The sequence below is a fragment of the Stutzerimonas stutzeri genome (assembly GCF_000935215.1).
Classification (GTDB): Bacteria; Pseudomonadota; Gammaproteobacteria; order Pseudomonadales; family Pseudomonadaceae; genus Stutzerimonas.
The window spans coordinates 1-23,439 of sequence record NZ_JXXD01000065.1 but is presented as its reverse complement, the minus strand read 5'-3'; the positions used below and the strand labels follow the sequence as shown (position 1 = coordinate 23,439).

At 62.3% G+C, this 23,439-nt stretch carries 21 protein-coding genes; 15 read left to right on the top strand and 6 right to left on the bottom strand.

Annotated elements, in window-relative coordinates; translation table 11 throughout:
* The 3 genes from LO50_RS08475 to LO50_RS08465 all read right to left on the bottom strand — a co-directional run.
* Positions 1-549 (bottom strand): tellurite resistance TerB family protein (locus LO50_RS08475; RefSeq protein ID WP_044314702.1); only part of this gene is annotated, 549 nt, incomplete at its 3' end.
* Between the two features lies 1 nt (position 550).
* Positions 551-1,222, bottom strand: a complete 672-nt coding sequence (gene murU, locus LO50_RS08470) for an N-acetylmuramate alpha-1-phosphate uridylyltransferase MurU (RefSeq protein WP_014821675.1) — start codon at positions 1,220-1,222, stop codon at positions 551-553.
* Positions 1,219-2,238: an aminoglycoside phosphotransferase family protein gene (locus tag LO50_RS08465; protein WP_044314701.1), complete on the bottom strand. Its 1,020-nt coding sequence runs from the start codon at positions 2,236-2,238 to the stop codon at positions 1,219-1,221. The genes murU and LO50_RS08465 overlap by 4 nt, the downstream gene beginning before the upstream one ends.
* Before the next feature lie 129 nt (positions 2,239-2,367).
* Between LO50_RS08465 and LO50_RS08460 the strand changes: the two genes are divergently transcribed.
* The 11 genes from LO50_RS08460 to LO50_RS08410 all read left to right on the top strand — a co-directional run bounded on the left by LO50_RS08460 (position 2,368) and on the right by LO50_RS08410 (position 16,383).
* On the top strand, positions 2,368-5,136 hold the full coding sequence (locus LO50_RS08460) for an LPS-assembly protein LptD (RefSeq protein ID WP_044314704.1): 2,769 nt from the start codon (positions 2,368-2,370) through the stop codon (positions 5,134-5,136).
* Positions 5,117-6,424, top strand: coding sequence for a peptidylprolyl isomerase (locus LO50_RS08455; RefSeq protein WP_044314703.1), 1,308 nt, complete (start codon positions 5,117-5,119; stop codon positions 6,422-6,424). Before LO50_RS08460 ends, LO50_RS08455 begins: the two co-directional genes overlap by 20 nt.
* A 111-nt stretch (positions 6,425-6,535) precedes the next feature.
* Complete coding sequence (gene pdxA / locus LO50_RS08450) at positions 6,536-7,528, top strand: 4-hydroxythreonine-4-phosphate dehydrogenase PdxA (RefSeq protein WP_044314700.1); 993 nt, start codon at positions 6,536-6,538, stop codon at positions 7,526-7,528.
* 113 nt (positions 7,529-7,641) lie between these two features.
* On the top strand, positions 7,642-8,436 hold the full coding sequence (gene rsmA / locus LO50_RS08445; RefSeq protein ID WP_014821680.1) for a 16S rRNA (adenine(1518)-N(6)/adenine(1519)-N(6))-dimethyltransferase RsmA: 795 nt from the start codon (positions 7,642-7,644) through the stop codon (positions 8,434-8,436).
* Between the two features lie 40 nt (positions 8,437-8,476).
* On the top strand, positions 8,477-8,860 hold the full coding sequence (apaG, locus tag LO50_RS08440) for a Co2+/Mg2+ efflux protein ApaG (protein WP_023445891.1): 384 nt from the start codon (positions 8,477-8,479) through the stop codon (positions 8,858-8,860).
* Positions 8,857-9,684, top strand: coding sequence for a symmetrical bis(5'-nucleosyl)-tetraphosphatase (locus LO50_RS08435; protein ID WP_044314699.1), 828 nt, complete (start codon positions 8,857-8,859; stop codon positions 9,682-9,684). Before apaG ends, LO50_RS08435 begins: the two co-directional genes overlap by 4 nt.
* Entirely contained in the window at positions 9,681-10,013 is a 333-nt protein-coding gene (glpE, locus tag LO50_RS08430; protein WP_003300975.1) for a thiosulfate sulfurtransferase GlpE, read from the top strand. Before LO50_RS08435 ends, glpE begins: the two co-directional genes overlap by 4 nt.
* Before the next feature lie 270 nt (positions 10,014-10,283).
* Positions 10,284-12,206, top strand: coding sequence for a PrkA family serine protein kinase (locus LO50_RS08425; RefSeq protein WP_042924561.1), 1,923 nt, complete (start codon positions 10,284-10,286; stop codon positions 12,204-12,206).
* Between the two features lie 81 nt (positions 12,207-12,287).
* Positions 12,288-13,559, top strand: a complete 1,272-nt coding sequence (locus LO50_RS08420; RefSeq protein ID WP_014821685.1) for a YeaH/YhbH family protein — start codon at positions 12,288-12,290, stop codon at positions 13,557-13,559.
* 10 nt (positions 13,560-13,569) lie between these two features.
* Complete coding sequence (locus LO50_RS08415; RefSeq protein ID WP_044314698.1) at positions 13,570-15,117, top strand: SpoVR family protein; 1,548 nt, start codon at positions 13,570-13,572, stop codon at positions 15,115-15,117.
* 96 nt (positions 15,118-15,213) lie between these two features.
* Positions 15,214-16,383 carry a multifunctional CCA addition/repair protein gene (locus tag LO50_RS08410; protein ID WP_044314697.1) on the top strand — a complete coding sequence of 390 codons (1,170 nt, stop codon included), beginning with the start codon at positions 15,214-15,216 and terminating at the stop codon, positions 16,381-16,383.
* Between the two features lie 6 nt (positions 16,384-16,389).
* Here the strand turns inward: LO50_RS08410 and folK are convergent, their stop codons facing one another.
* Entirely contained in the window at positions 16,390-16,932 is a 543-nt protein-coding gene (gene folK, locus LO50_RS08405; protein ID WP_041015149.1) for a 2-amino-4-hydroxy-6-hydroxymethyldihydropteridine diphosphokinase, read from the bottom strand.
* Positions 16,923-17,276, bottom strand: coding sequence for a dihydroneopterin aldolase (gene folB / locus LO50_RS08400; RefSeq protein WP_044314696.1), 354 nt, complete (start codon positions 17,274-17,276; stop codon positions 16,923-16,925). The genes folK and folB overlap by 10 nt, the downstream gene beginning before the upstream one ends.
* Positions 17,277-17,351: 75 nt before the next feature.
* Here folB and plsY point away from each other — a divergent pair, with 75 nt between their 5' ends.
* Positions 17,352-17,921 carry a glycerol-3-phosphate 1-O-acyltransferase PlsY gene (plsY, locus tag LO50_RS08395; protein ID WP_031297964.1) on the top strand — a complete coding sequence of 190 codons (570 nt, stop codon included), beginning with the start codon at positions 17,352-17,354 and terminating at the stop codon, positions 17,919-17,921.
* Positions 17,922-17,936: 15 nt separating this feature from the next.
* Here the strand turns inward: plsY and tsaD are convergent, their stop codons facing one another.
* Entirely contained in the window at positions 17,937-18,962 is a 1,026-nt protein-coding gene (gene tsaD, locus LO50_RS08390) for a tRNA (adenosine(37)-N6)-threonylcarbamoyltransferase complex transferase subunit TsaD (protein WP_044314695.1), read from the bottom strand.
* A gap of 196 nt (positions 18,963-19,158) precedes the next feature.
* Here tsaD and rpsU point away from each other — a divergent pair, with 196 nt between their 5' ends.
* From rpsU to rpoD, 3 genes are all read left to right on the top strand, one after another.
* A complete protein-coding gene (gene rpsU, locus LO50_RS08385; RefSeq protein ID WP_003296736.1) occupies positions 19,159-19,374 on the top strand; it encodes a 30S ribosomal protein S21 in 216 nt (71 codons plus the stop codon).
* Between the two features lie 138 nt (positions 19,375-19,512).
* A complete protein-coding gene (dnaG, locus tag LO50_RS08380) occupies positions 19,513-21,456 on the top strand; it encodes a DNA primase (RefSeq protein WP_044314694.1) in 1,944 nt (647 codons plus the stop codon).
* A gap of 67 nt (positions 21,457-21,523) precedes the next feature.
* Positions 21,524-23,377: an RNA polymerase sigma factor RpoD gene (gene rpoD / locus LO50_RS08375; RefSeq protein WP_044314693.1), complete on the top strand. Its 1,854-nt coding sequence runs from the start codon at positions 21,524-21,526 to the stop codon at positions 23,375-23,377.
* The last annotated feature ends 62 nt before the right edge of the window (positions 23,378-23,439 follow it).

Sequence of the window (23,439 nt, the reverse complement as noted above, 5' to 3'; positions counted from 1 at the left end):
CCGACCGGCCGGCGCCTCCTTGCGTCGGGTCGCGCCCGGATCGAGCGCGGCCACCTCGGCAGCATCCCAACCCAGCCACTTGCCCCAGAGCAGCACCAGCTCGTGCTCGCGTGCGCCCATGCTTCCCTGCGCACGTGCCATGCGCCAGCAGGCCTGGATCAGGCGGCGGCTTTCCTCGCGCTGGCTGCGCAGCCGTTGCAGGGTATCGCGCAGGCCGTCACCGCTCGACTTGCCGCGGTTGAAGGCGGCGATGGCCTGCTGCTGCGCGGCGGCATCGAGCCCCTGCCGGCGCATCTCGTCACGTGCGGCCTGGATATGCGCCGGGCTCACGCGACCGCCACTCTTGGCCAGACGCCCCAACAGAAAGAACAGCAAATCCCGGCCTTGCAGCACCGGCTTGCCGGCCAGGCGCGCACGCAGGCTGGCCCAGGAATCGAGTCCCAGACGACGATCGAGCACCTGACCCAGCAGACCGCCGAGCAAAGCCCCCGGAATGCTGGCCAGCAACCAGCCGATCAGCAGCCCCAACAGCGTGATGGGCCAGAACATGTCAGCGTCGCGCCTCCAGTAGTTGCTCGACTTCCGCCAGACGCTCATGGGTACCCACGTCGATCCAGGCCCCGCCAAAGCACTCGCCGGACACCTGCCCATCTGCCATGGCGCGGCGCAACAACGGCGCCAGCTTGAACGCACCCGGCTGGCAGCCATCGAACAGCGCAGGATGCAAAACGGAAATGCCACTGTAGGTCAGCGCGTCACCATTGACCTCGGGCTCCGTGACGGCCGATTCGCCCAGGCTGAAATCGCCCTGGGGGTGGTGCGGCGGATTGTTCACCAGCACCAGATGCGCGAGCCCGTGAAGCGGCCGTCTCAGCCGGGCGAAATCGTAGTCGGTCCAGATATCGCCGTTGACCACCAGGAACGGCTCATCGCCGAGCAGCTCCAACGCCCGGTGAATCCCGCCGCCGGTTTCCAGGGGTTCACTCTCGGCCGAATAGCGGATGGTCACGCCGAAACGGCTGCCGTCGCCCAGATAGTCTTCGATCTGCTGGCCGAGCCAGGCGTGGTTGATCACCAGTTCCTCGAAACCCGCGGCGGCCAGCGCGCGAACGTGGTACTCGATCAGCGGCACGCCGGCGGCGCGAACCAAGGGTTTGGGCGTGTGCAGCGTCAGCGGGCGCAGCCGCTCGCCCTTGCCGGCGGCCAGAATCATCGCCTTCATGCGTGCGGCGCCTGCGGCAGCTCTGCCAGCAGCTGTTGCAGCTCGGCCAGCTCCGGTCTGCGCGCCAGCACGGCCTCGATATAGGCAAAGAAGCGCGGCACGTCAGCGAGGTAACGCGGCTTGCCGTCGCGATGGCAGATGCGCGCGAAAATGCCGATCACCTTGAGGTGGCGCTGCAGCCCCATCAGGTCACTGGCACGCAAGAACTCTTCGAGCGTATCAGGCAGCGCGACGCCAGCAGCGCGCGCCTTGTGCCAGTAGCCTTCGAGCCACGCCCGCACCTGCGCTTCGGGCCAGCTGAGAAAGGCATCCTTGAACAGCGAGGTGATGTCGTAGCTGACCGGGCCGAGCACCGCGTCCTGAAAATCCAGTACACCAGGGTTGGGCTCGCTGATCATCAGATTGCGCGGCATGTAGTCGCGATGCACCAGCACCCGTGGCTGCGCCAGCGCCGAGTCGATCAGTTGCCGACAGATACGCTCCCACGCAGCCTGCTGCGCTTCACTGAAGCTGTGGCCAAGGTGGCGCTGCACATACCACTCGGGGAACAGCTGCAGTTCACGGCGCAGCAGCGCCTCGTCATAGGCCGGCATCGGCTGCGCCACCGGATGCAGCTGGAATTTGAGCAAGGCCTCCACGGCATCCTCGAACAGCTGTTCGGCATTGCTCTGATCGATGACATCCAGATAGGTCTGGCGGCCCAGATCGGTCAGCAGCAGGAAGCCGCGCTCAAGATCGGAGGCCAGTATCTGCGGCACATGGACGCCCGCTTGATCCAGCATCTGCGCGACCTTGACGAAGGGTCGGCAGTCTTCCTGGGGCGGCGGTGCGTCCATCACGATCAGGCTGCGCTCGCCACCCTGCCAGCGGAAGTAACGGCGGAAGCTGGCATCGCTGCTGGCCGCAGTGAGCTGCGCCGCCGGCACTTCGCCCCAGCCGCAACGGACGAAGACTTCGGGTAATAGCTGTTCCAGCCAGGCGCTAAGGTCCAGCAGACGTTGATCTTGATGCGGCATCCAGGGGGTCTCCACGGCGCTAGCCGATAGGCGGGTCATGCTTTATTATCCTGCATCTTTCTCAGCCCATCGAGAGGCGTGCGGCCCAGCCGGCCGATGGCTCGCCGCAAGCACGGACCAAAAAACAAGATGGCAGTCAAATACCCCGCGTTTCGTAAAAAATTCCCTCTACTGGTTACTGGCGGTCTGCTTGCATTGCAACCGGTAGCTGTACCTTTTGTCTTCGCAGCCGAACAGTTCGCTTGCCAGCCCGACGCCTCCGGCGGCTGGAATTGCGCGTCCAATGAAGCCAGTCAGACCCTGCCACCGCGCCCGGTACACAGCGGCAGCACCGTGAGCACATCGAGCACCGCCAAGTCGACGAGCAGCAAGGCGCAAGCGCCAACGGCGACGACCAAGCTGGTCACCGAAAGCAAGGGCCGCGCCCTCGCCTCTCGCAGCGCCGATTACAGCCATCTCGACTGGGTTCCGCGCGAGCAGCTGACCCCGGCTCAGCTCGCCGAAACCGGTCCTTATTGCGCCGGCACCTATGTCGAGCCAGACCGTCCCGGCAAGTTCGACACCACCCCGATGAGCGAAGCGCCGACCTATGTGTCGGCCAAAGCCACCCGCTACGAGCAGGAACAGGAAGTCGCCACCCTCGCCGGTGACGTGTTGCTGCGTCAGGGCAGCATTCAGGTCGAGGCGGACGAAGCCAGCCTGCACCAGCTGGAAAATCGCGGCGAGCTGACCGGCAATGTGCGCTTCCGCGACCGCGATGCATTGCTGGTCGGCGATCGCGCCGAGATCTTCCTCGACAGCGGCGAAGCCAAGGTGGAAAACGCCGAGTACGTCGTGCATTCCGGCAAGGTGCGTGGCAGCGCGCAATACGCCAAGCGTGAAGAAACCGCGATCATTCGCCTCAAGGACGGTACCTACACCAGCTGCGAGCCCGGCGAAAACAGCTGGCACCTGCAAGGCAACAACGTCACGCTGAACCCGGCCACGGGCTTCGGCTCGGCCACCAACGTCACGCTGCGGGTCAAGGATGTCCCGGTGTTCTACACCCCCTACATCCATTTCCCCATCGACGATCGCCGCCAGTCGGGCTTTCTCGCGCCGAGCATCGGCTCGTCCAGCGATACCGGCCTCTCGCTGCAGACGCCCTATTACTTCAACCTGGCGCCGAACTTCGACGCGACGCTGTATCCGCACCTGATGACCGACCGCGGCCTGCTGATGGAAGGCGAGTTCCGCTACCTGACCCGCAGCAGCGAGGGCCAGTTCGGCGCGGCTTACCTGGACGACAGCAACGACGACCGCGAACTGCAGTCCGAGTACGAAGACCAGCGCTGGATGTACAGCTGGCAGAACCGTACCGGGCTGGACTCGCGCTGGCTCGCCGAAGTGGACTACACCGATCTCAGCGATCCGTACTACTTCCAGGATCTGGACACCAATCTGGATATCGATCAGCCGGATCACCTCGATCAGCGCGGTACGCTTACCTACCGCGGCAATACCTATACCGCACGCCTCAACATGCACGCCTATGAGCGCGCCACCGTCGCCGACATCACCCCGTATGAGCGACTGCCGCAGCTAACCCTGGATGGACGCCTGCCGTTCCAGCCAGGCGGTCTGAACTTCGCCTACAAGACCGAGTTCGTCAGCTTCCAGCGCAGCCTGCGCGACGGCAACTTCATCAACGAAGACGGCAACCCAGAGCAGTGGTACGACGATCGCCTGCGTGGCCTGACGCGCGCCGAGGGCGAGCGCATACATCTCGAGCCGGGCGTCAGCCTGCCGCTGAACTGGTCGTGGGGCTTCCTCAAGCCCTCGCTGAAATATGCCTATACGCAGTACGACCTGGACCTGGATGACCGTGGCCAGAGCACACTGGCCAACTACGAATCGTTCGACAGCAGCCAGAACCGCAGTGTGCCGATCTTCAGCGTGGACAGCGGACTGTACTTCGACCGCGATACCCAATGGTTCGGCAAGGACTATCGCCAGACACTGGAACCGCGCCTGTTCTATCTCTACGTTCCCGAGGAGGATCAGGATGACATCCCGATCTTCGATACCGGCGAGAGCAGCTTCAGCTATTCATCGCTGTGGCGCGAAAACCGCTTCTCCGGCAAGGACCGTATCGGCGATGCAAACCAGGTATCGCTCGGCGTAACCAGTCGCTGGGTCGAGCCCAACGGCTTCGAGCGCCAGCGCCTGAGCATCGGCCAGGCGTTCTACTTCGAGGATCGCAAGGTGCAGCTGCGCGGTATCGACTACCGCACCCGCTCCAACGCCACCTCCGACGTATCGCCGTATGCGCTGGAATACATGTATCGCTACAACCGCGACTGGCGCTTCACCTCGACCTTCAACTGGGATCCGGATAGCCACAGCACCCGCTCCGGCAGTGCCATGTGGCATTACCAGCCAGCGGACAATCCCGGCAAGATCGTCAACGTCGGCTATCGCTATCGCAACGACACCATGCGTTTCGACCAGGCAACTGGCGAGTGGACCTATGGTGGCGATTACGGCACCCCCGGCACGCCGGAGTACATCAAGGACTATTACAAGATCAACCAGCATGACTTCTCCGTCATCTGGCCGATCGTCCCGCAATGGAGCGTCATCGCCCGCTGGCAGCACGACTACAGCCGCAGCCGTACCCTGGAAGCCTTCGGTGGCTTCGAGTACGACAGCTGCTGCTGGAAACTGCGCCTGATCAATCGCTACTGGATCGACTACGACGAGACCAGCCTCAACCCTGATCGCAACGACGAGCCGGATAACGGCATCTTCCTGCAGATCGTGCTCAAAGGGCTCGGCGGCGTAGTCGGCAATGCGACCGAAACTTTCCTCGACGAAGGCATCCAAGGCTACCGTGAACGTGAAGATCAAGCTTTCTGAAGTACTGCGCCCGCTCGCGCTCGGCGCTCTGCTGCTGAGCGGCGCGAGCCTCGCGTCTGCAGCCCTCGCCCAGGTTCAACCCCTCGACCGCGTGGTGGCTATCGTCGATAACGACGTCATCATGCAAAGCCAGCTCGAACAGCGTATTCGCGAAGTTCAGCAGACCATCGACAAGCGCGGCGCCGATGTGCCGCCCATGGACGTCCTGCAACAGCAGGTGCTGGAGCGCCTGATCACCGAGAACCTGCAGCTGCAGATCGGTGAGCGCTCCGGCATACGCATTTCCGATGAAGAACTCAATCAGGCCATGGGCACCATTGCCCAGCGCAACAACATGTCGCCGGAGCAGTTTCGTGAAGCTCTGGTGCGCGACGGCCTGAGCCTGGAAACGGCCCGCGAGCAGATCCGTCGCGAGATGGTCATCAGCCGCGTGCGTCAGCGTCGAGTGGCGGAACGCATTCAGGTGTCCAACCAGGAAGTGCAGAACTTCCTGGCCTCCGACCTCGGCAAGCTGCAATTGTCCGAGGAATACCACCTGGCCAATATCCTCATCCCGGTACCAGAAGCTGCGGATTCCGCAACCATCCAGGCCGCCGAACGCGCTGCCATGGATACCTATCAGCAGCTTCAGCAGGGCGCAGACTTCTCTCGCCTGGCCGTCGCGCGCTCCGGTAGCGAGAACGCGTTGGAAGGCGGCGACATGGGCTGGCGCAAAGCGGCTCAGCTGCCACCGCCCTTCGATACTGCCGTGCGCGAGCTGTCGGTTGGCGAGGTCACCGAACCGGTCCGCACGCCGCCAGGCTTCATCATGGTAAAGCTGCTGGAGAAGCGCGGAGGCGAAACGCAGGTGCGCGACGAAGTGCATGTCCGCCACATCCTGATCAAGCCCAGCGCAATCCGTAGCGAAGAAGAGGCCCGCCTGCTGGTGCAGCGCCTGCGTGATCGCATCAGCGCTGGCGAAGACTTCGCCGAGCTGGCCAAGAGCTTTTCCGAAGACCCTGGTTCGGCGCTCAACGGCGGCGACCTGAACTGGATCGACCCGGGCTCTCTGGTGCCCGAGTTCCGCGAAGTCATGGCCAATACGGCAAGCGGCGAACTGTCCCCGGTGTTCAAGTCGCCCTACGGCTGGCACGTCCTCGAGGTGCTCGGCCGCCGCGCGACCGACGCCAGTGAGCAGTTCCGCGAGCAACAGGCGCTGAGCCTGCTGCGCAACCGCAAGTATGACGAAGAGCTACAGGCGTGGTTACGCCAGATCCGCGACGAAGCTTACGTCGAGATCAAGCTCTAAGCTTCACGCTGTACCTACAAGCAACAGGAATGCGGGGTGATGGCCGAAGGGTCGCCACCCCGTTTTCATTTCAGGCGGTTGAACGCCACACGCCATGCAGAGAGAAGCCTGATGACCGCTCCCCGTCCCTTCGTTCTCACCCCCGGCGAACCGGCCGGCATCGGCCCGGACTTATGCCTGCTGCTGGCGCGCGAGGCCCAGCCTCAGATCCTGGTAGCCATCGCCAGTTGTTCGCTGCTGGCAGAGCGCGCCTCGCAACTGGGGCTGACGATTGAGCTGCGGGAAGTCGGGCCACATGGCTGGCCAAGCCAACCGCCGCCGGCCAACTGTCTGTATGTCTGGGATACTCCCCTGGATGCACCGGTGATCGCAGGCCAGCTCGACGCGCGCAACGGCCACTACGTACTGGAAACGCTGACCCGAGCTGGAAACGGGTGTCTCGACGGCAGCTTCGCCGGCATGATCACCGCGCCGGTGCACAAGGGTGTGATCAATGAGGCCGGCATCCCCTTTTCAGGCCATACCGAGTTTCTCGCCGAGCTGACCCGCACCGAGCAGGTGGTCATGATGCTGGCCACGCACGGATTGCGTGTCGCGCTGGTCACCACCCACCTGCCGCTCAAGGATGTCGCCGCAGCGATTACCGCGGAGCGCCTGGAGCGGGTTACGCGAATCCTGCACCACGATCTGGTCAGCAAGTTCGGCATTACCCAACCACGTATTCTTGTCTGCGGGCTGAACCCGCATGCGGGTGAGGGCGGCCACCTGGGCCGCGAAGAAATCGAGATCATCGAGCCCGTGCTGACCAGGCTGCGTGACGAGGGGCTTGATCTGATCGGCCCGCTGCCAGCCGACACGCTGTTCACCCCCAAAAATCTCGAGTTCTGCGATGCAGTGCTGGCGATGTACCACGACCAGGGCCTGCCGGTACTCAAGTACAAGGGTTTCGGTGCCGCGGTCAACGTGACCCTGGGCCTGCCGATCGTTCGCACGTCGGTAGATCATGGCACCGCGCTGGATCTGGCCGGCAGCGGCAAGATCGACACAGGCAGCCTGCGGGTCGCACTGGAAACGGCCTACCAGATGGTCGGCAGCCAGAGCTAGCACGCACCCCACGCGGCTCGAACGATCTTCTTGTCGCCCTCGCCTGCTAAAATACGCGCCTTATTCGTTTTCAGCTTTGAGCTTCAGGCTTCAAGCTGCGCCCTGGAGCCCCGATGTCCGATTATCAGCACCGCGCACGCAAGCGCTTTGGCCAGAACTTCCTGCACGACGCTGGCGTCATTCACCGCATCCTGCGGGCGATTCATGCCAAACCGGGTGAGCGACTGGTGGAGATCGGCCCAGGCCAGGGTGCATTGACCGAAGGACTGCTCGACAGCGGCGCGCATCTGGATGTCGTCGAGCTCGACCTCGACCTGATCCCCATCCTGCAGGGCAAATTCGCTGGGCGCGAGAACTTCAATCTGCACCAGGGCGACGCGCTGAAGTTCGACTTCGGTCGCCTCAGCGCAGAGCCGAACAGCCTGCGAATCGTCGGCAACCTGCCCTACAACATCTCTACCCCGCTGATCTTTCACCTGCTCGACCACGCGCACCTGATCCGCGACATGCATTTCATGCTGCAGAAGGAAGTGGTCGAACGCCTGGCCGCGCTGCCGGGCGGCGGCGACTGGGGCCGACTGTCGATCATGGTGCAGTATCACTGCCGGGTAGAGCACCTGTTCAACGTCGGTCCGGGTGCGTTCAACCCGGCGCCAAAGGTCGATTCGGCGATCGTTCGCCTGGTGCCACATGAGACGCTGCCGCATCCAGCGCGCGATCACCATCAACTGGAGCGCGTAGTGCGCGAGGCGTTCAACCAACGGCGCAAGACCTTGCGCAACACCCTCAAGGGGCTGCTGGACGCCGACGCCATCGCAGCGGCGGATGTGGATGGCAGCCTGCGTCCCGAACAACTGGATCTGGCGGCCTTCGTTCGCCTTTCCGACCAACTGACAGAACGCAGCTGAGGCTTCAGTCTCTACCCTGCCTTCAACAGCGAGCAGACTCATGTCCGACGATAACCGCTACCGCATCGACGTCAGCGTCACGCCTCGCTATCTGGCCGCGCAATCGGAGCCGGAACAAAACCGCTATGCCTTTGCCTACACCGTAACCATCGAAAACAATGGCGAGGTGGCGGCGCAGCTGCTGTCGCGACACTGGATCATCACCGATGGCGACGGCCAGGTGCAGGAAGTGCGCGGTGCCGGCGTCATTGGCGAGCAGCCGCTGATCGCACCAGGCGAACACCACGTCTACACCAGCGGAACGCTGCTGGCCACCTGTGTCGGCAGCATGCAAGGCAGCTATGAGATGTTGGCCGAGGATGGTCACAGTTTCGATGCGCTCATTGCGCCGTTCCGCCTGGCCGTACCCGGAGCATTGCATTGACGACCTATGCCGTCGGCGACCTGCAGGGTTGCCTCGAACCGCTGACCTGTTTGTTGGAGCGCGTCGACTTCAGCCCTTCGCGAGACTGCCTGTGGCTGGCCGGCGACCTGGTCAACCGCGGCCCGCAATCGCTCGAGGCACTGCGCTTCGTACGCGATCTCGGGTCGTCCGCAATCACCGTCCTCGGCAATCACGACCTGCACCTGCTGGCTGTGGCTCACAACATAGAGCGCATGCGCAAGTCCGACACGCTGCAAGCAATTCTGGCCGCGCCGGATCGGACCGAGCTGATCGACTGGCTGCGCCAGCAGAAGCTCATCCATTACGAAGCCGCGCGCCACACCGCGATGGTGCATGCCGGCATTCCGCCGCAGTGGTCGCTGGAAAAAGCCCTCAAGCGCGCCTCGGAAGTCGAGCAGGCACTGCAGGACGACGCACTGCTGATGCCGTTCCTCGACGGCATGTACGGTAATCAACCGGCGAAATGGAACAAGGAGCTGCACGGGGTGCCGCGGCTGCGCCTGATCACCAACTACTTCACCCGCATGCGTTTCTGCAAGGCCGACGGCACGCTCGATCTGGAAGCGAAGGAAGGCGCCGACAGCGCTCCCGCCGGCTACTCGCCTTGGTTTAGCCACGCCAATCGCAAGACCCGCAACGTCAAACTGATCTTTGGTCACTGGGCTGCGCTGGAGGGTCAATGCGACGAGCCGAACGTCTTCGCGCTGGACACCGGCTGCGTCTGGGGCAACGCCATGACCTTGATGAACCTCGACAGCGGCGAAATGCACCGCTGCGAATGTGAACACGGGAAACCCGCATGACCGACTTCAAACGCATCCCACCGGAACAGGCGCAGACCATGCGCAGCAGCGGCGCCGTAATCGTGGACATCCGCGATCCGCACAGCTATGCCAACGGCCACATCAGCGGCTCGCTGCATCTGGACAACCACTCGCTGCCGGATTTCATTGCCGCCGCCGATCTCGACCAGCCGCTGATCGTCACCTGCTATCACGGCCACTCCAGCCAGAGCGCAGCGGCCTATCTGGTCAATCAGGGCTTTTCGGACGTCTACAGCCTCGACGGCGGCTTCGAACTCTGGCGCCACACCTATCCGGCCGATGTCGAGCGCGGCGAAGAACAAGCATAAAAATTTATTTCCCCCCGATAGCCCGCCATCCGCGGGCTAGGCGCTATCAACAGCCGAACGGCAGCGCCTAAATTCCCTCCCCGCCCTTGATCTTGCCGAATCCGAACTATCCTTGAGTTCAGGCCATCCAAATAAACGAAGCCGGGAAACGGCTGACGGATTTCAGGGTTTCGACCATTAGGTGTTCGGGGGAACTCCACTGGCCGCCACTTCGGCCGGGCCCAGAGTGCCTGATGACGCGCCTATTCGTGCATCGATCGAGGTGAAGTCATGAGCATTTTCAGCCACTTCCAACAACGTTTCGAAGCGACCCGCCAGGAGGAGTATTCCCTCCAGGAATATCTCGATCTGTGCAAGGCGGACCCAGGTACCTATGCCAGCGCCGCCGAGCGCCTGCTGATGGCGATCGGCGAGCCCGAACTGGTCGACACATCGGTCGACTCGCGACTGTCGCGCATCTTCTCCAACAAGGTGATCCGCCGTTATCCGGCCTTCGAAGATTTCCATGGCATGGAGGAGTGCATAGACCAGATCGTTTCCTACTTCCGTCACGCCGCGCAGGGGCTGGAAGAGAAGAAGCAGATCCTCTATCTCCTCGGTCCGGTGGGCGGGGGTAAATCGTCGCTTGCCGAGAAGCTCAAGCAGCTGATGGAGCATGTGCCCTTCTACGCAATCAAGGACTCGCCAGTGTTCGAGTCGCCATTGGGGCTGTTCAACCCAATCGAAGATGCGCAGATCCTCGAGGAGGACTACGGCATTCCTCGGCGCTACCTGAACTCGATCATGTCGCCCTGGGCCACCAAGCGCCTGCAGGAGTTCGGCGGCGACATCTCCAAATTCCGCGTGGTCAAGCTGTACCCGTCGATCCTCAACCAGATCGCGGTTGCCAAGACCGAACCGGGCGACGAGAACAACCAGGACATCTCCTCGCTGGTGGGCAAGGTCGATATCCGCAAACTGGAGGAGTTTCCACAGAACGATGCGGACGCCTACAGCTATTCGGGTGCGCTGTGCCGGGCCAACCAGGGCCTGATGGAGTTCGTCGAGATGTTCAAGGCACCGATCAAGGTGCTGCACCCGCTGCTGACCGCCACCCAGGAAGGCAACTACAACAGCACCGAAGGCCTCGGCGCGATTCCTTACAGCGGCATCCTGCTGGCCCACTCCAACGAGTCGGAATGGCACAGCTTCCGCAACAACAAGAACAACGAAGCCTTCATCGACCGTATCTACATCGTCAAGGTGCCCTACTGCCTGCGGGTCAGTGACGAGATCAAGATCTACGACAAGCTGCTGACCAACAGCTCGCTGGCCCATGCTCATTGCGCGCCGGACACCCTGAAGATGCTCGCGCAGTTCTCCGTGCTGTCCCGCCTGAAGGAGCCGGAGAATTCCAACATCTACTCGAAGATGCGCGTGTATGACGGCGAAAACCTCAAGGATACCGATCCCAAGGCCAAGTCGATTCAGGAATACCGCGACACCGCCGGTGTCGACGAAGGCATGAACGGTCTATCCACTCGTTTCGCCTTCAAGATTCTGTCCAAGGTCTTCAACTTCGACCCGCACGAGATCGCGGCGAACCCGGTGCACCTGCTCTACGTCCTGGAGCAGCAGATCGAGCAGGAACAGTTCCCGGCCGAGGTGCGCGAGCGCTACCTGCGCTTCATCAAGGAGTACCTGGCGCCGCGCTACATCGAGTTCATCGGCAAGGAGATCCAGACTGCCTACCTCGAGTCCTACAGCGAGTACGGGCAGAACATCTTCGACCGCTACGTGCTGTATGCGGATTTCTGGATTCAGGATCAGGAATACCGCGATCCGGAAACCGGCGAGATCCTCAATCGCGTGGCGCTCAACGAGGAGCTGGAGAAGATCGAGAAGCCGGCCGGCATCAGCAATCCGAAGGACTTCCGCAACGAGATCGTCAACTTCGTACTGCGCGCCCGCGCCAACAACAACGGCAAGAATCCGTCGTGGCTGTCCTACGAGAAGCTGCGCGTGGTGATCGAGAAAAAGATGTTCTCCAACACCGAGGACCTGCTGCCAGTCATCAGCTTCAACGCCAAGGCGAGCAAGGAAGACCAGAAGAAGCACAACGATTTCGTCGTGCGCATGGTCGAGCGTGGCTACACCGAGAAGCAGGTTCGCCTGCTGTCAGAATGGTATCTGCGGGTGCGTAAATCGCAGTAAGTGGCTGGAAGCCTGAAGCTGGAAGCATCGCGGCGCGCTTCCAGCTTCAAGCCTATGGTTTCAGCCAAGCCCGGAGGGCCTATGAGCTACGTGATCGATCGTCGCCTGAATGGCAAGAACAAGAGCACGGTGAACCGCCAGCGTTTCCTGCAGCGGTACCGTGGGCATATCAAGAAGGCGGTGGAGGAAGCCGTCGGCCGGCGCTCCATCACCGACATGGAACATGGCGAGCAGATCAGCATTCCCGGCCGCGACATCGATGAGCCGGTGCTGCACCACGGCCGCGGCGGCCGCCAGACCATCGTCCACCCGGGCAACAAGGAGTTCGTTGCCGGCGAACGCATCCCCAGGCCGCAGGGCGGCGGCGGTGGCCAGGGCGCCGGCCAGGCCAGCAATAGCGGCGACGGCATGGACGACTTCGTCTTCCAGATCACCCAGGAAGAATTCCTCGATTTCATGTTCGAGGACCTGGAGCTGCCCAATCTGGTCAAGCGTCACCTGACCGGCACCGATACCTTCAAAACCGTGCGGGCCGGCATCAGCAACGAGGGCAACCCGTCGCGCATCAACATCGTGCGCACTCTGCGCTCGGCCCATGCCAGACGCATTGCGCTGTCTGGCAGCAGCCGTGCACAACTGCGCACACTGAAGGCAGAGCTGGAGCGACTACGTCTTGAGGAGCCGAACAACTTCGGCGACATCAAGGCCACCGAGGAGGAGATCGAACGGCTGAAGGCGCGCATCAAACGCGTGCCATTCCTCGACACCTTCGATCTGAAATACAACCTGCTGGTCAAGCATCCCAACCCCAGCTCCAAGGCTGTGATGTTCTGCCTGATGGACGTTTCCGGCTCCATGACCCAGGCCACCAAGGACATCGCCAAACGCTTCTTCATCCTGCTGTACCTTTTCCTCAAGCGGAACTACGACAAGATCGATGTGGTATTCATCCGTCACCACACCAGCGCCAAGGAAGTCGACGAGGAAGAGTTCTTCTACTCGCGGGAGACCGGCGGCACCATCGTCTCCAGCGCCCTGAAGATGATGCAGGAGATCATGGCCGAGCGTTACCCGGCCAACGAGTGGAACATCTACGCCGCTCAGGCTTCCGACGGCGACAACTGGAACGACGATTCGCCGCTGTGCCGCGACATACTGATCAATCAGATCATGCCGTTCGTGCAGTACTTCACCTACGTCGAAATCACCCCGCGCGAACACCAGGCGCTCTGGTACGAGTACAACCAGGTCGCAGAAGCCTTTTCCGATGCGTTCGCCCAACAGCAGTTGGTCAGCGCCGGGGACATCTACCCAGTGTTCCGCGAACTCTTCCAGCGGCGCATGACCAGCTGAGGTGTGCAGCATGAAGCGACAGCCCATTTCCACCGGCTCGGAATGGACCTTCGACCTGATTCGGCAGTACGACCGCGAGATCGGCCGCATCGCCGAGCGCTACGCGCTGGACACCTACCCGAACCAGATCGAGGTGATCACCGCCGAGCAGATGATGGACGCCTACGCCTCGGTTGGCATGCCGCTGGGTTACCACCACTGGTCCTACGGCAAGCAGTTCCTGCACACCGAGAAACACTACAAGCGCGGGCAGATGGGTCTGGCCTACGAGATCGTCATCAATTCCGATCCCTGCATCGCCTACCTGATGGAAGAGAACACCATGTGCATGCAGGCACTGGTGATCGCCCACGCCAGCTACGGGCACAACAGCTTCTTCAAGGGCAATTACCTGTTCCGCACCTGGACCGACGCCAGCTCGATCATCGACTACCTGGTGTTCGCCAAGCAGTACATCATGCAATGCGAGGAGCGCCACGGCATCGATGCGGTGGAAGACCTGCTCGACTCCTGCCACGCACTGATGAACTACGGTGTCGACCGCTACAAGCGTCCCTACCCCATCTCTGCAGAAGAAGAACGCCGACGCCAGAAGGATCGCGAGGAGCATCTGCAACGGCAGATCAACGACCTCTGGCGCACCATTCCCAAGGGCACGGACAAGGGCGATGGGTTGGCGGACAGTCAGCGTTTCCCGGCAGAGCCGCAGGAAAACATCCTCTATTTCATCGAGAAGCACGCCCCGCTGCTGGAGCCATGGCAGCGCGAGGTGGTGCGTATCGTGCGCAAGATCGCGCAGTACTTCTATCCACAGCGCCAGACCCAGGTGATGAACGAAGGCTGGGCGACATTCTGGCACTACACCCTGCTCAACGATCTGTATGACGAGGGCCTGGTCACCGACGGCTTCATGATGGAGTTTCTGCAGTCGCATACCAGCGTGATCTACCAGCCAGGCTTCGACAGCCCCTACTACAGCGGCATCAATCCCTACACCCTGGGCTTCGCCATGTACCAGGACATCCGCCGGATTTGCGAGCACCCCACCGAGGAGGACAAGCGCTGGTTCCCGGAGATCGCCGGCAGCGACTGGCTGACCACCGTCAAGTTCGCCATGAACAATTTCAAGGACGAGAGCTTTATCCTGCAGTTTCTCTCGCCTAAGGTGATCCGCGACCTCAAGCTGTTCAGCATCCTTGACGATGACCGCAAGGACGAGCTGCTGGTCCCGGCGATCCACGATGAAAGCGGTTACCACACCATTCGCGAACTGCTCGCCGCGCAATACAACCTCGGCAACCGCGAGCCCAACGTCCAGGTATGGAACGTCGACCGTCGAGGCGATCGCTCGCTGACCTTGCGTCACATGCAGCACGACCGCAAGCCATTGGGCGGGTCCACCGAAGAGGTGCTCAAGCATCTGCATCGGCTGTGGGGCTTCGATGTTCACCTGCAGTCGATGCAGGACGACAAGCTGGTCAATACCCATCACATGCCACCAAGACCCAGCAGCGAGGCAGAGACCGACAACCGTTTTCCCGGCATGAACTTCGCCTGACAGTGGGCCGCGGCCCACCTCCGCGGCCCTTCCTTACCCGCCACGCTGTAGCCTCAGCGCCGATATCCTTTATCCTCCGCGCCAACGGAGGTGGACATGCAGATCTATAAAGTCGGCGGCGCGGTGCGCGACCGTCTGTTGGGGCGCCAGGTAACCGAGGTCGACTGGCTGGTGGTCGGTGCCACGCCGGAAGAAATGCAGGCCAGCGGCTTCCGCCCGGTCGGTGCGGACTTCCCGGTTTTCCTGCACCCGCAGACCGGCGAGGAATACGCCCTGGCGCGCACCGAGCGCAAAAGCGGTCGTGGCTATGGCGGGTTTACCTTCCATGCCAGCCCCGACGTCACCCTCGAAGAAGATCTGCAGCGCCGCGATCTCACCATCAATGCCATCGCCGAAGATGACCAGGGCCAGCTGATTGATCCATACGGCGGTCAGCGCGACCTGCGGGCACGGCTATTGCGCCACGTTTCCCCCGCTTTCGCCGAAGATCCGTTGCGTGTTCTGCGTGTGGCGCGCTTCGCCGCACGCTATGCCGAACTGGGTTTCCGTATCGCCGGCGAGACGCTTGAGCTGATGCGCCGGCTGGCGCGCTCCGGCGAGTTGTCGGCGCTGACGGCGGAGCGCAGCTGGAAAGAGATTTCGCGTGCGCTGATGGAGCCGCGGCCGGAAGTATTCATTCAGGTGCTGCAGGACTGTGATGCGCTGGCCGAGCTGTTCCCGGAACTGGCCGCCACCTTTGCCAAGGGCAATGCTGCCGGTGGACACCTGCTTGGCACGCTTCGGCAGTGCGCCGAACATGCCCAGCCACTGCCGGTACGCTGGGCCTGCCTGCTACTTGGCTGCACAACGTCGGCCGATAGCCAGCAACCACGTCTAGCCGCCATCGATACACTCAACCAGCGCTGCAAGGCGCCGAGGGATTGCCAAGAGCTGGCGATGCTGCTCGGCAGGTATCACGATGACGCGTTCAACGCCAAGAAACTGCATGCCGATGCACTGCTCGACATGCTGCAGCATTTCGACATCTACCGGCGGCCGGAGCGCTTCGAGCAGTTCGTCGCGGCTTGTGAAATGCGCGCCCTGGCAGGCACGCCCGGCGCGTTGCTCTTCGAAGCCGATTATCTGCACGGCGCGGCCAGCGCGGCCCGTGCCGTGCCGGTCAAACCGCTGCTGGAGCAAGGATTCAAAGGTGCCGAGCTGGGCAAAGCGCTCGGTGCTGCGCGTCTCGATGCCCTGAGCATCTACTGCCGGGAATATTCGCAGTAACGCAATTCAGGCGCGCTGTGGAGGATGGTTGCGGATCAGATCGGCAGGCGTAAGCTCGCTGCCGCGCCACTGAAACGGCACTGGCCAGAGCTGCTGGTCGATGGATGACTGCGCCCACAGATCGGCAAAGGCCTCGCCTGCAGCGGGATGTTTGACGGTCGGCGCCAATAACGCCAGCGGCCAGAGCACGAAGGCGTTCTTCAGGATCTCCGCACGCGGCAGCAGCAAGCCATGGAAGTTGCCGACCAGCTCGCCATACAGCAGCACATCGATATCCAGCGGCAACCCCTTGCGATCCGGCGCGTAACGGCCGTTGTCCGCCTCAATGAACTTGAGCCGGCGGTCCAGTTCCGTCAGCGGCAGGTCGGTGTAGCCGGCGACCACCAGGTTGTAGAAGTTGTCGCCCTTATAGCCCACCGCCAGGCTCTCGAACACTGGCGAGCAACGCATATCCTGCAGCAGCTCGGCCAGTGCATCGAGCCCGGCATGCAGGCGCTCGATGCGCTGCACATTGCTGCCCAGGCCGAGCATGACGGGGGTCAGCGACATCCGCGTTCGATCTCCACGCCCAGCGCACGGGCACGGGCATTGACGCCTGGTTTGGTGACCCGCAGGCGCAGCCAGACGATGCCGAACTCGCTCATCAACTTTTGCGCCAGACGCTCGGCGAACGTCTCGACCAATTCGAAGCGAGCTTCGGCAGCAAAGCGATCGATGGTCGCCGCGACCTGGGCGTAATCCAGCGCCTTGTCCAGCTCGTCATGCTCGGCGGCGGGACGGATGTCCCAGCACAGCGTCAGATCGAGCTGCAGGCACTGGCGAATCCCGCGCTCCCAGTCGTAGGCGCCGATTACCGTATCCACTTCCAGGCCTTCGATGAAGACTGTATCCACGCAACGTTCTCCTGCGGCACGACAAGCTCGAAACGCGCCGTTAGACTCAGAGGCTCCCTGCCCCGGATGGATTCCATGTTCTGGCTGCTGACCTTGCTCGCGTACCTGATCGGCTCGCTGTCATTCGCCATACTGCTTAGCCGCCTGGCCGGAATGCCCGACCCGCGTGCCGGCGGCTCCGGCAACCCCGGCGCCACCAATATGCTTCGTCTGGCAGGCAAGCGACTGGCGATCTGCACGCTGTTCGGCGATCTGCTCAAAGGCCTGCTGCCCGTACTGCTGGCCGCCTCGCTGGACATGTCCGTCCAGCAACAGGCCTGGATCGGTCTGGCAGCGGTCTGCGGCCATCTCTATCCGTTGTATTTTCGCTTCCGTGGCGGCAAGGGGGTCGCCACCGCCGCCGGCACCCTGCTCGCGCTCTACCCGCCGGCAGCACTGCTGGCCATCGTCGCCTGGCTGCTGGTATTCCGCCTGACCCGGACCAGCTCGCTGGCTGCCCTTATCGCCCTGCCGCTATGCCTGCCACTGCTGGCCTGGCAGCAACCCGGCGCGCTGTTGCCGATGAGCCTGCTCGCCACATTGATCGTCTGGCGCCATCGCAGCAACGTGCGCGACCTGTTCGCCGGCCGGGAACGGCATTTCTGACCGCTCTGACGCTCATCAGATCGCCGGCAGTGTGTCCATCGACCAACGCGGCTGTACGGTGATCGCCGGACCATCATGCTGCCCGGCGAGCAAGCGCTGACAGCCAGCGTAAGCGATCATCGCACCGTTGTCGGTGCAGAAACGTGGCCGCGCATAGAAGACCTGACCCTTGAACTCACCGAGCATCCGCTCCAGCGACTGGCGCAGAGACTGATTGGCGCTGACCCCGCCGGCGATGACCAGCGACGTCAGGCCCGTCTGCCTAAGGGCTCGGCGACACTTGATGGTCAGGGTTTCGACCACAGCCTGCTGGAACGCCAGCGCGATGTCGCAGCGGGTCTGCTCGGATTCGTCGCCCGCACTGCGGCACTGCTGCCAGGTATTGAGGGTAAAGGTCTTCAGGCCGCTGAAACTGAAATCCAGACCGGGCCGATCAGTCATCGGCCGCGGAAAGACGAAGCGTCCCGGAGTGCCCTGCTCGGCCAGACGGGCGATTTCCGGCCCGCCGGGATAACGCAGGCCCATCAGCTTGGCGGTCTTGTCGAAGGCCTCGCCAGCGGCATCGTCCACCGATTCGCCGAGCAGCTCGTACCGGCCAATGCCATCCACGCGAACAAGCTGCGTATGGCCACCCGACACCAGCAAAGCGACGAACGGGAACTGCGGCGGCTGCGCTTCGAGCATCGGTGCCAGCAGGTGACCTTCCATATGGTGCACGCCGACAGCCGGTACGCCCCAGGCCAACGCCAGCGCCTGGGCGCAGGAGGCCCCAACCAGCAGCGCACCGACCAGTCCGGGACCGGCCGTATAGGCCACCGCATCGATCTGGCCGGCCTCGCGGCCCGCCTCCTCCAGCACCTGGCGAATCAGCGGCAGCATGCGTTTCACGTGATCGCGCGAGGCGAGCTCAGGCACCACGCCGCCATAGACGCGATGCAGGTCGATCTGGCTGAATAGCGCGTCGGCCAGCAGGCCCTGTTCGCTGTCGTAAAGCGCGACACCAGTCTCGTCGCAGGACGTTTCCAACCCCAGCACCAGCATGGGTTCAACCTTTCCGGAGGGCGAATGAAGCCGTGCATATTAATCGTCGGGCCGTCCGACCGACCAGCGCTTTTCGATCAGGGGCTTTGCATTCCGCAATTGGAGCGGGTAACATCCGCAACCCTTAAAACCAGCGTGCTTGCGAGTCATTGCCGAAGCGCGTTGCCACCGGTAATCAAGTGAAGGTAAGTCCTGGATGCCCGCTGTCAAAGTTAAAGAGAATGAACCCTTCGACGTAGCACTGCGTCGCTTCAAGCGTTCCTGCGAAAAAGCAGGCGTTCTGGCCGAAGTCCGCTCGCGCGAGTTCTACGAGAAGCCGACTTCCGAGCGCAAGCGCAAGGCTGCCGCTGCAGTCAAGCGTCACGCCAAGAAAGTGCAGCGCGAGCAGCGCCGCAGCGTCCGCCTGTACTAATCCAGTACAGCTGACGTCGCATCAAGCCCGGCTCAGGCCGGGCTTTGCATTGCATGCTTACTCCGCTTCGCCAGCCGGCGAAAGGCCGGAGTTTTTTCATTTCCGGCTCATGCAATGCGAGCGTAATCAGATACCTCTATGGCCGGCCTGATCCCCCAATCCTTCATCGACGACCTGCTCAACCGCTCCGACATCGTCGAGGTGGTCGGCTCGCGCATCCAACTGAAAAAGGCCGGCAAGAACTACAGCGCCCTCTGCCCTTTTCACAAGGAAAAGACACCCTCGTTCAGCGTCAGTCCGGACAAGCAGTTCTACTATTGCTTCGGCTGCGGCGCTGGTGGCAATGCGCTGGGCTTCGTCATGGACCACGACCAGCTGGACTTCCCCCAGGCAGTCGAGGAACTGGCCAAGCGCGCGGGAATGGAAGTCCCCCACGAGGAAAGCGGCCGCAAACACAAGCCACGCCAGCCGGTCGATTCGCCGCTCTACCCACTGCTGGCTGCCGCCGCCGATTACTACCGCCAAGCCCTGAAAAGCCACGCGACCCGCAAGTCGGCCGTGGAGTACCTCAAGGGCCGCGGCCTGTCCGGCGTGATTGCCCGGGATTTCGGATTGGGCTTCGCCCCGCCCGGCTGGGACAACCTGATGAAGCATCTCGGCGGCGATGCGCTGCAGCAGAAAGCGCTGATCGACGCCGGCCTGCTGATCGAGAACGCCGAGAACGGCAAACGCTACGACCGTTTCCGCGATCGCGTGATGTTCCCCATCCGCGACAGCCGCGGCCGGGTCATCGCCTTCGGCGGTCGCGTTCTGGGCGACGACAAGCCCAAGTACCTGAATTCGCCGGAAACCCCGGTATTCCACAAGGGCCAGGAACTCTACGGCCTTTACGAAGCGCGGCAGGCCAACCGAGATCTCGACGAGATCATGGTGGTCGAGGGCTACATGGACGTCATTGCACTGGCCCAGCAAGGCTTGCGCAACGCCGTGGCCACCCTTGGTACGGCAACCAGCGAAGAGCATCTCAAGCGCCTGTTCCGCATCGTACCCAGCGTGCTGTTCTGCTTCGATGGCGACGCGGCCGGACGCAAAGCCGCCTGGCGAGCACTGGAAGCCACGCTACCGAACCTGCAGGATGGCCGCCGGGCGCGCTTTCTGTTCCTGCCCGACGGAGAGGACCCGGACACACTGGTCCGCGCCGAGGGCACCGATGCATTTCGCGCGCGCATTCAGCAGCACTCACAGCCACTGGCCGATTACTTCTTCCAACAACTGAGCGACGAAGCCGATCCACGCTCACTGGAAGGCAAGGCCCACTTGGCCACCCTGGCAGCGCCGCTTATCGAAAAGATTCCCGGTGCAAACCTGCGCGCATTGATGCGCCAGCGTCTCACCGAGATCACTGGCCTGAACGGGGAAGCACTGCAGCATATGGCAGCAGCGCCAACCACCGCTCCCAGCAACAACTCGGTCGAGTACGACGACGCCGCCTATTACGACACGGGTTCGCACTACGCCGAGACCGACTTCTTCCAACCTCCCGAAGCGCCCAAGCCACAACGCGGCGAAAAAAAGGAATGGAAGAAAGACTGGAAAAAATCCGGGCAGCGACCAGACTTCAAACCTCGCGGTCCGCGTACGCCAGCTACCGTCGAGCCGCCGACCCTGACCACGCTGCGGACGTTGCTGCACCATCCGGAGCTAGCACAGAAGGTCGAGGACGTCAGCCATTTCGCCGCAGAAGACGACACATACGCACAATTGCTCGTTGCTCTGCTTGGCACGCTGCAGAAGAACCCGAAGCTGCGCAGCCTGCAGCTGATTGCCCGCTGGCATGGAACCGACCAAGGGCGACTTTTACGCGCACTTGCAGAGAAAGAATGGCTGATCTCGGCCGATAACCTTGAACAGCAGTTTTTCGACACCATTAATAGCCTTGCCGCCCGACAGCGGGAACGCCGACTCGAAAGCCTGCTGCGTAAGGCTCGCCAAGGTGAACTCAGCGCAGAGGAAAAAGACCAACTGCGTAACCTGCTGAGCCGTAATGCAATACCCGCTACACCGACCTCAACTGGCGTCTGAGGTCCTAGCTCGGCTATAATGCTCAGCTTGTTTTCAGCCCGCCAGAACCTTCAGTGGATAGGGTTATATGTCCGGAAAAGCGCAACAGCAGTCCCGCCTCAAAGAGTTGATCCAGCGTGGCCGTGAGCAGGGTTACCTGACTTACGCAGAGGTCAACGACCACCTACCGGAGGATATTTCCGATCCGGAACAGGTGGAAGACATCATTCGCATGATCAATGACATGGGTATCAATGTATTCGAGGTTGCCCCGGATGCCGATGCCCTGTTGCTGGCCGAAGCCGATACCGATGAAGCCGCTGCCGAAGAGGCCGCAGCCGCACTCGCTGCGGTCGAGACCGACATCGGCCGAACCACCGATCCCGTTCGCATGTACATGCGTGAAATGGGCACGGTCGAACTGCTGACCCGCGAAGGCGAGATCGAAATCGCCAAACGCATCGAGGAAGGCATTCGCGAAGTGATGAGCGCCATCGCTCACTTCCCTGGCACCGTCGACAGCATTCTCGCCGACTATGAGCGAGTGACGACCGAAGGTGGCCGCCTGTCTGACATCCTCAGCGGTTACATCGACCCTGACGACGACGGCGCCGCTGGTCCTCAGGAGGTCGAGCCGGAAACGCCGCAGACCACCGCGAAGCCGGCGGCCGACGACAAGGATGATGAGGAAGAGGACGACTCCGACAGCGAAGAGGAAGAAGGCGATGGCGGCCCCGACCCCGAGGTCGCGCGTATGCGTTTCGGCGCAGTCGCCGAGCAGCTGGAGAAAGCCAAGAAGGCGCTGAAGAAGCACGGCCGCGCCAGCCAGCAGGCCGTCGAGGAGCTCGAAGCACTCGCCATCCTGTTCATGCCGATCAAGCTCGTACCCAAGCAGTACGACGCACTGGTCGAGCGCGTTCGCAACGCCCTGAGCCAGATCCGCGCCCAGGAACGCGCCATCATGCAGCTGTGCGTGCGTGACGCCCGCATGCCGCGCGCCGACTTCCTGCGTCAGTTCCCGAACAACGAGACCAATCTCGACTGGGCCGAGCAGCTGGCTTCCGGCAAAGGCAAGTACGCCGAAGCCATCGGCAACCGCAAGGAAAACATCGTTCGCTGCCAGCAGAAGCTGATCGAGCTGGAACAGGAATGCGACCTGGTCATCGCTGACATCAAGGACATCAACCGTCGCATGTCCATCGGCGAGGCCAAAGCCCGCCGTGCGAAGAAAGAGATGGTTGAAGCCAACCTGCGCCTGGTCATCTCGATCGCGAAGAAGTACACCAACCGCGGCCTGCAGTTCCTCGATCTGATCCAGGAAGGCAACATCGGCCTGATGAAGGCGGTGGACAAGTTCGAATACCGCCGCGGCTACAAGTTCTCGACCTACGCCACCTGGTGGATTCGCCAGGCGATCACTCGTTCCATTGCCGACCAGGCGCGGACCATCCGTATCCCGGTGCACATGATCGAGACGATCAACAAGCTCAACCGCATCTCCCGTCAGATGCTGCAGGAAATGGGTCGCGAACCCACACCTGAAGAGCTGGGCGAACGCATGGAAATGCCCGAGGACAAGATCCGCAAGGTACTGAAGATCGCCAAAGAGCCGATCTCCATGGAAACGCCAATCGGTGACGACGAAGACTCGCACCTGGGTGACTTCATCGAAGACTCGGCCATGCAGTCGCCAATTGACGTAGCCACTGTGGAAAGCCTCAAGGAAGCCACTCGCGAAGTGCTCTCCGGCCTCACCGCACGTGAAGCCAAGGTACTGCGCATGCGCTTCGGCATCGACATGAACACCGACCACACCCTCGAGGAAGTCGGCAAGCAGTTCGATGTCACCCGCGAGCGAATCCGTCAGATCGAAGCCAAGGCGCTGCGCAAGCTGCGCCACCCGACGAGAAGCGAGCATCTGCGCTCCTTCCTCGACGAGTAAGACCAGAACCCCCGGCATGCCGGGGGTTCTTTTTTCTGCCGTATGCCTCGGAGCAGCTAGCT

What these genes read in the sequence shown, in the direction of transcription:
- murU (WP_014821675.1), bottom strand. Translation starts at nt 1,222, where the DNA reads ATGAAGGCGATGATTCTGGCCGCCGGCAAGGGCGAGCGGCTGCGCCCG.
- LO50_RS08465 (WP_044314701.1), bottom strand. Translation starts at nt 2,238, where the DNA reads ATGCCGCATCAAGATCAACGTCTGCTGGACCTTAGCGCCTGGCTGGAA.
- LO50_RS08460 (WP_044314704.1), top strand. Translation starts at nt 2,368, where the DNA reads ATGGCAGTCAAATACCCCGCGTTTCGTAAAAAATTCCCTCTACTGGTT.
- pdxA (WP_044314700.1), top strand. Translation starts at nt 6,536, where the DNA reads ATGACCGCTCCCCGTCCCTTCGTTCTCACCCCCGGCGAACCGGCCGGC.
- rsmA (WP_014821680.1), top strand. Translation starts at nt 7,642, where the DNA reads ATGTCCGATTATCAGCACCGCGCACGCAAGCGCTTTGGCCAGAACTTC.
- apaG (WP_023445891.1), top strand. Translation starts at nt 8,477, where the DNA reads ATGTCCGACGATAACCGCTACCGCATCGACGTCAGCGTCACGCCTCGC.
- glpE (WP_003300975.1), top strand. Translation starts at nt 9,681, where the DNA reads ATGACCGACTTCAAACGCATCCCACCGGAACAGGCGCAGACCATGCGC.
- LO50_RS08425 (WP_042924561.1), top strand. Translation starts at nt 10,284, where the DNA reads ATGAGCATTTTCAGCCACTTCCAACAACGTTTCGAAGCGACCCGCCAG.
- LO50_RS08420 (WP_014821685.1), top strand. Translation starts at nt 12,288, where the DNA reads ATGAGCTACGTGATCGATCGTCGCCTGAATGGCAAGAACAAGAGCACG.
- LO50_RS08415 (WP_044314698.1), top strand. Translation starts at nt 13,570, where the DNA reads ATGAAGCGACAGCCCATTTCCACCGGCTCGGAATGGACCTTCGACCTG.
- LO50_RS08410 (WP_044314697.1), top strand. Translation starts at nt 15,214, where the DNA reads ATGCAGATCTATAAAGTCGGCGGCGCGGTGCGCGACCGTCTGTTGGGG.
- folK (WP_041015149.1), bottom strand. Translation starts at nt 16,932, where the DNA reads ATGTCGCTGACCCCCGTCATGCTCGGCCTGGGCAGCAATGTGCAGCGC.
- plsY (WP_031297964.1), top strand. Translation starts at nt 17,352, where the DNA reads ATGTTCTGGCTGCTGACCTTGCTCGCGTACCTGATCGGCTCGCTGTCA.
- tsaD (WP_044314695.1), bottom strand. Translation starts at nt 18,962, where the DNA reads ATGCTGGTGCTGGGGTTGGAAACGTCCTGCGACGAGACTGGTGTCGCG.
- rpsU (WP_003296736.1), top strand. Translation starts at nt 19,159, where the DNA reads ATGCCCGCTGTCAAAGTTAAAGAGAATGAACCCTTCGACGTAGCACTG.
- dnaG (WP_044314694.1), top strand. Translation starts at nt 19,513, where the DNA reads ATGGCCGGCCTGATCCCCCAATCCTTCATCGACGACCTGCTCAACCGC.
- rpoD (WP_044314693.1), top strand. Translation starts at nt 21,524, where the DNA reads ATGTCCGGAAAAGCGCAACAGCAGTCCCGCCTCAAAGAGTTGATCCAG.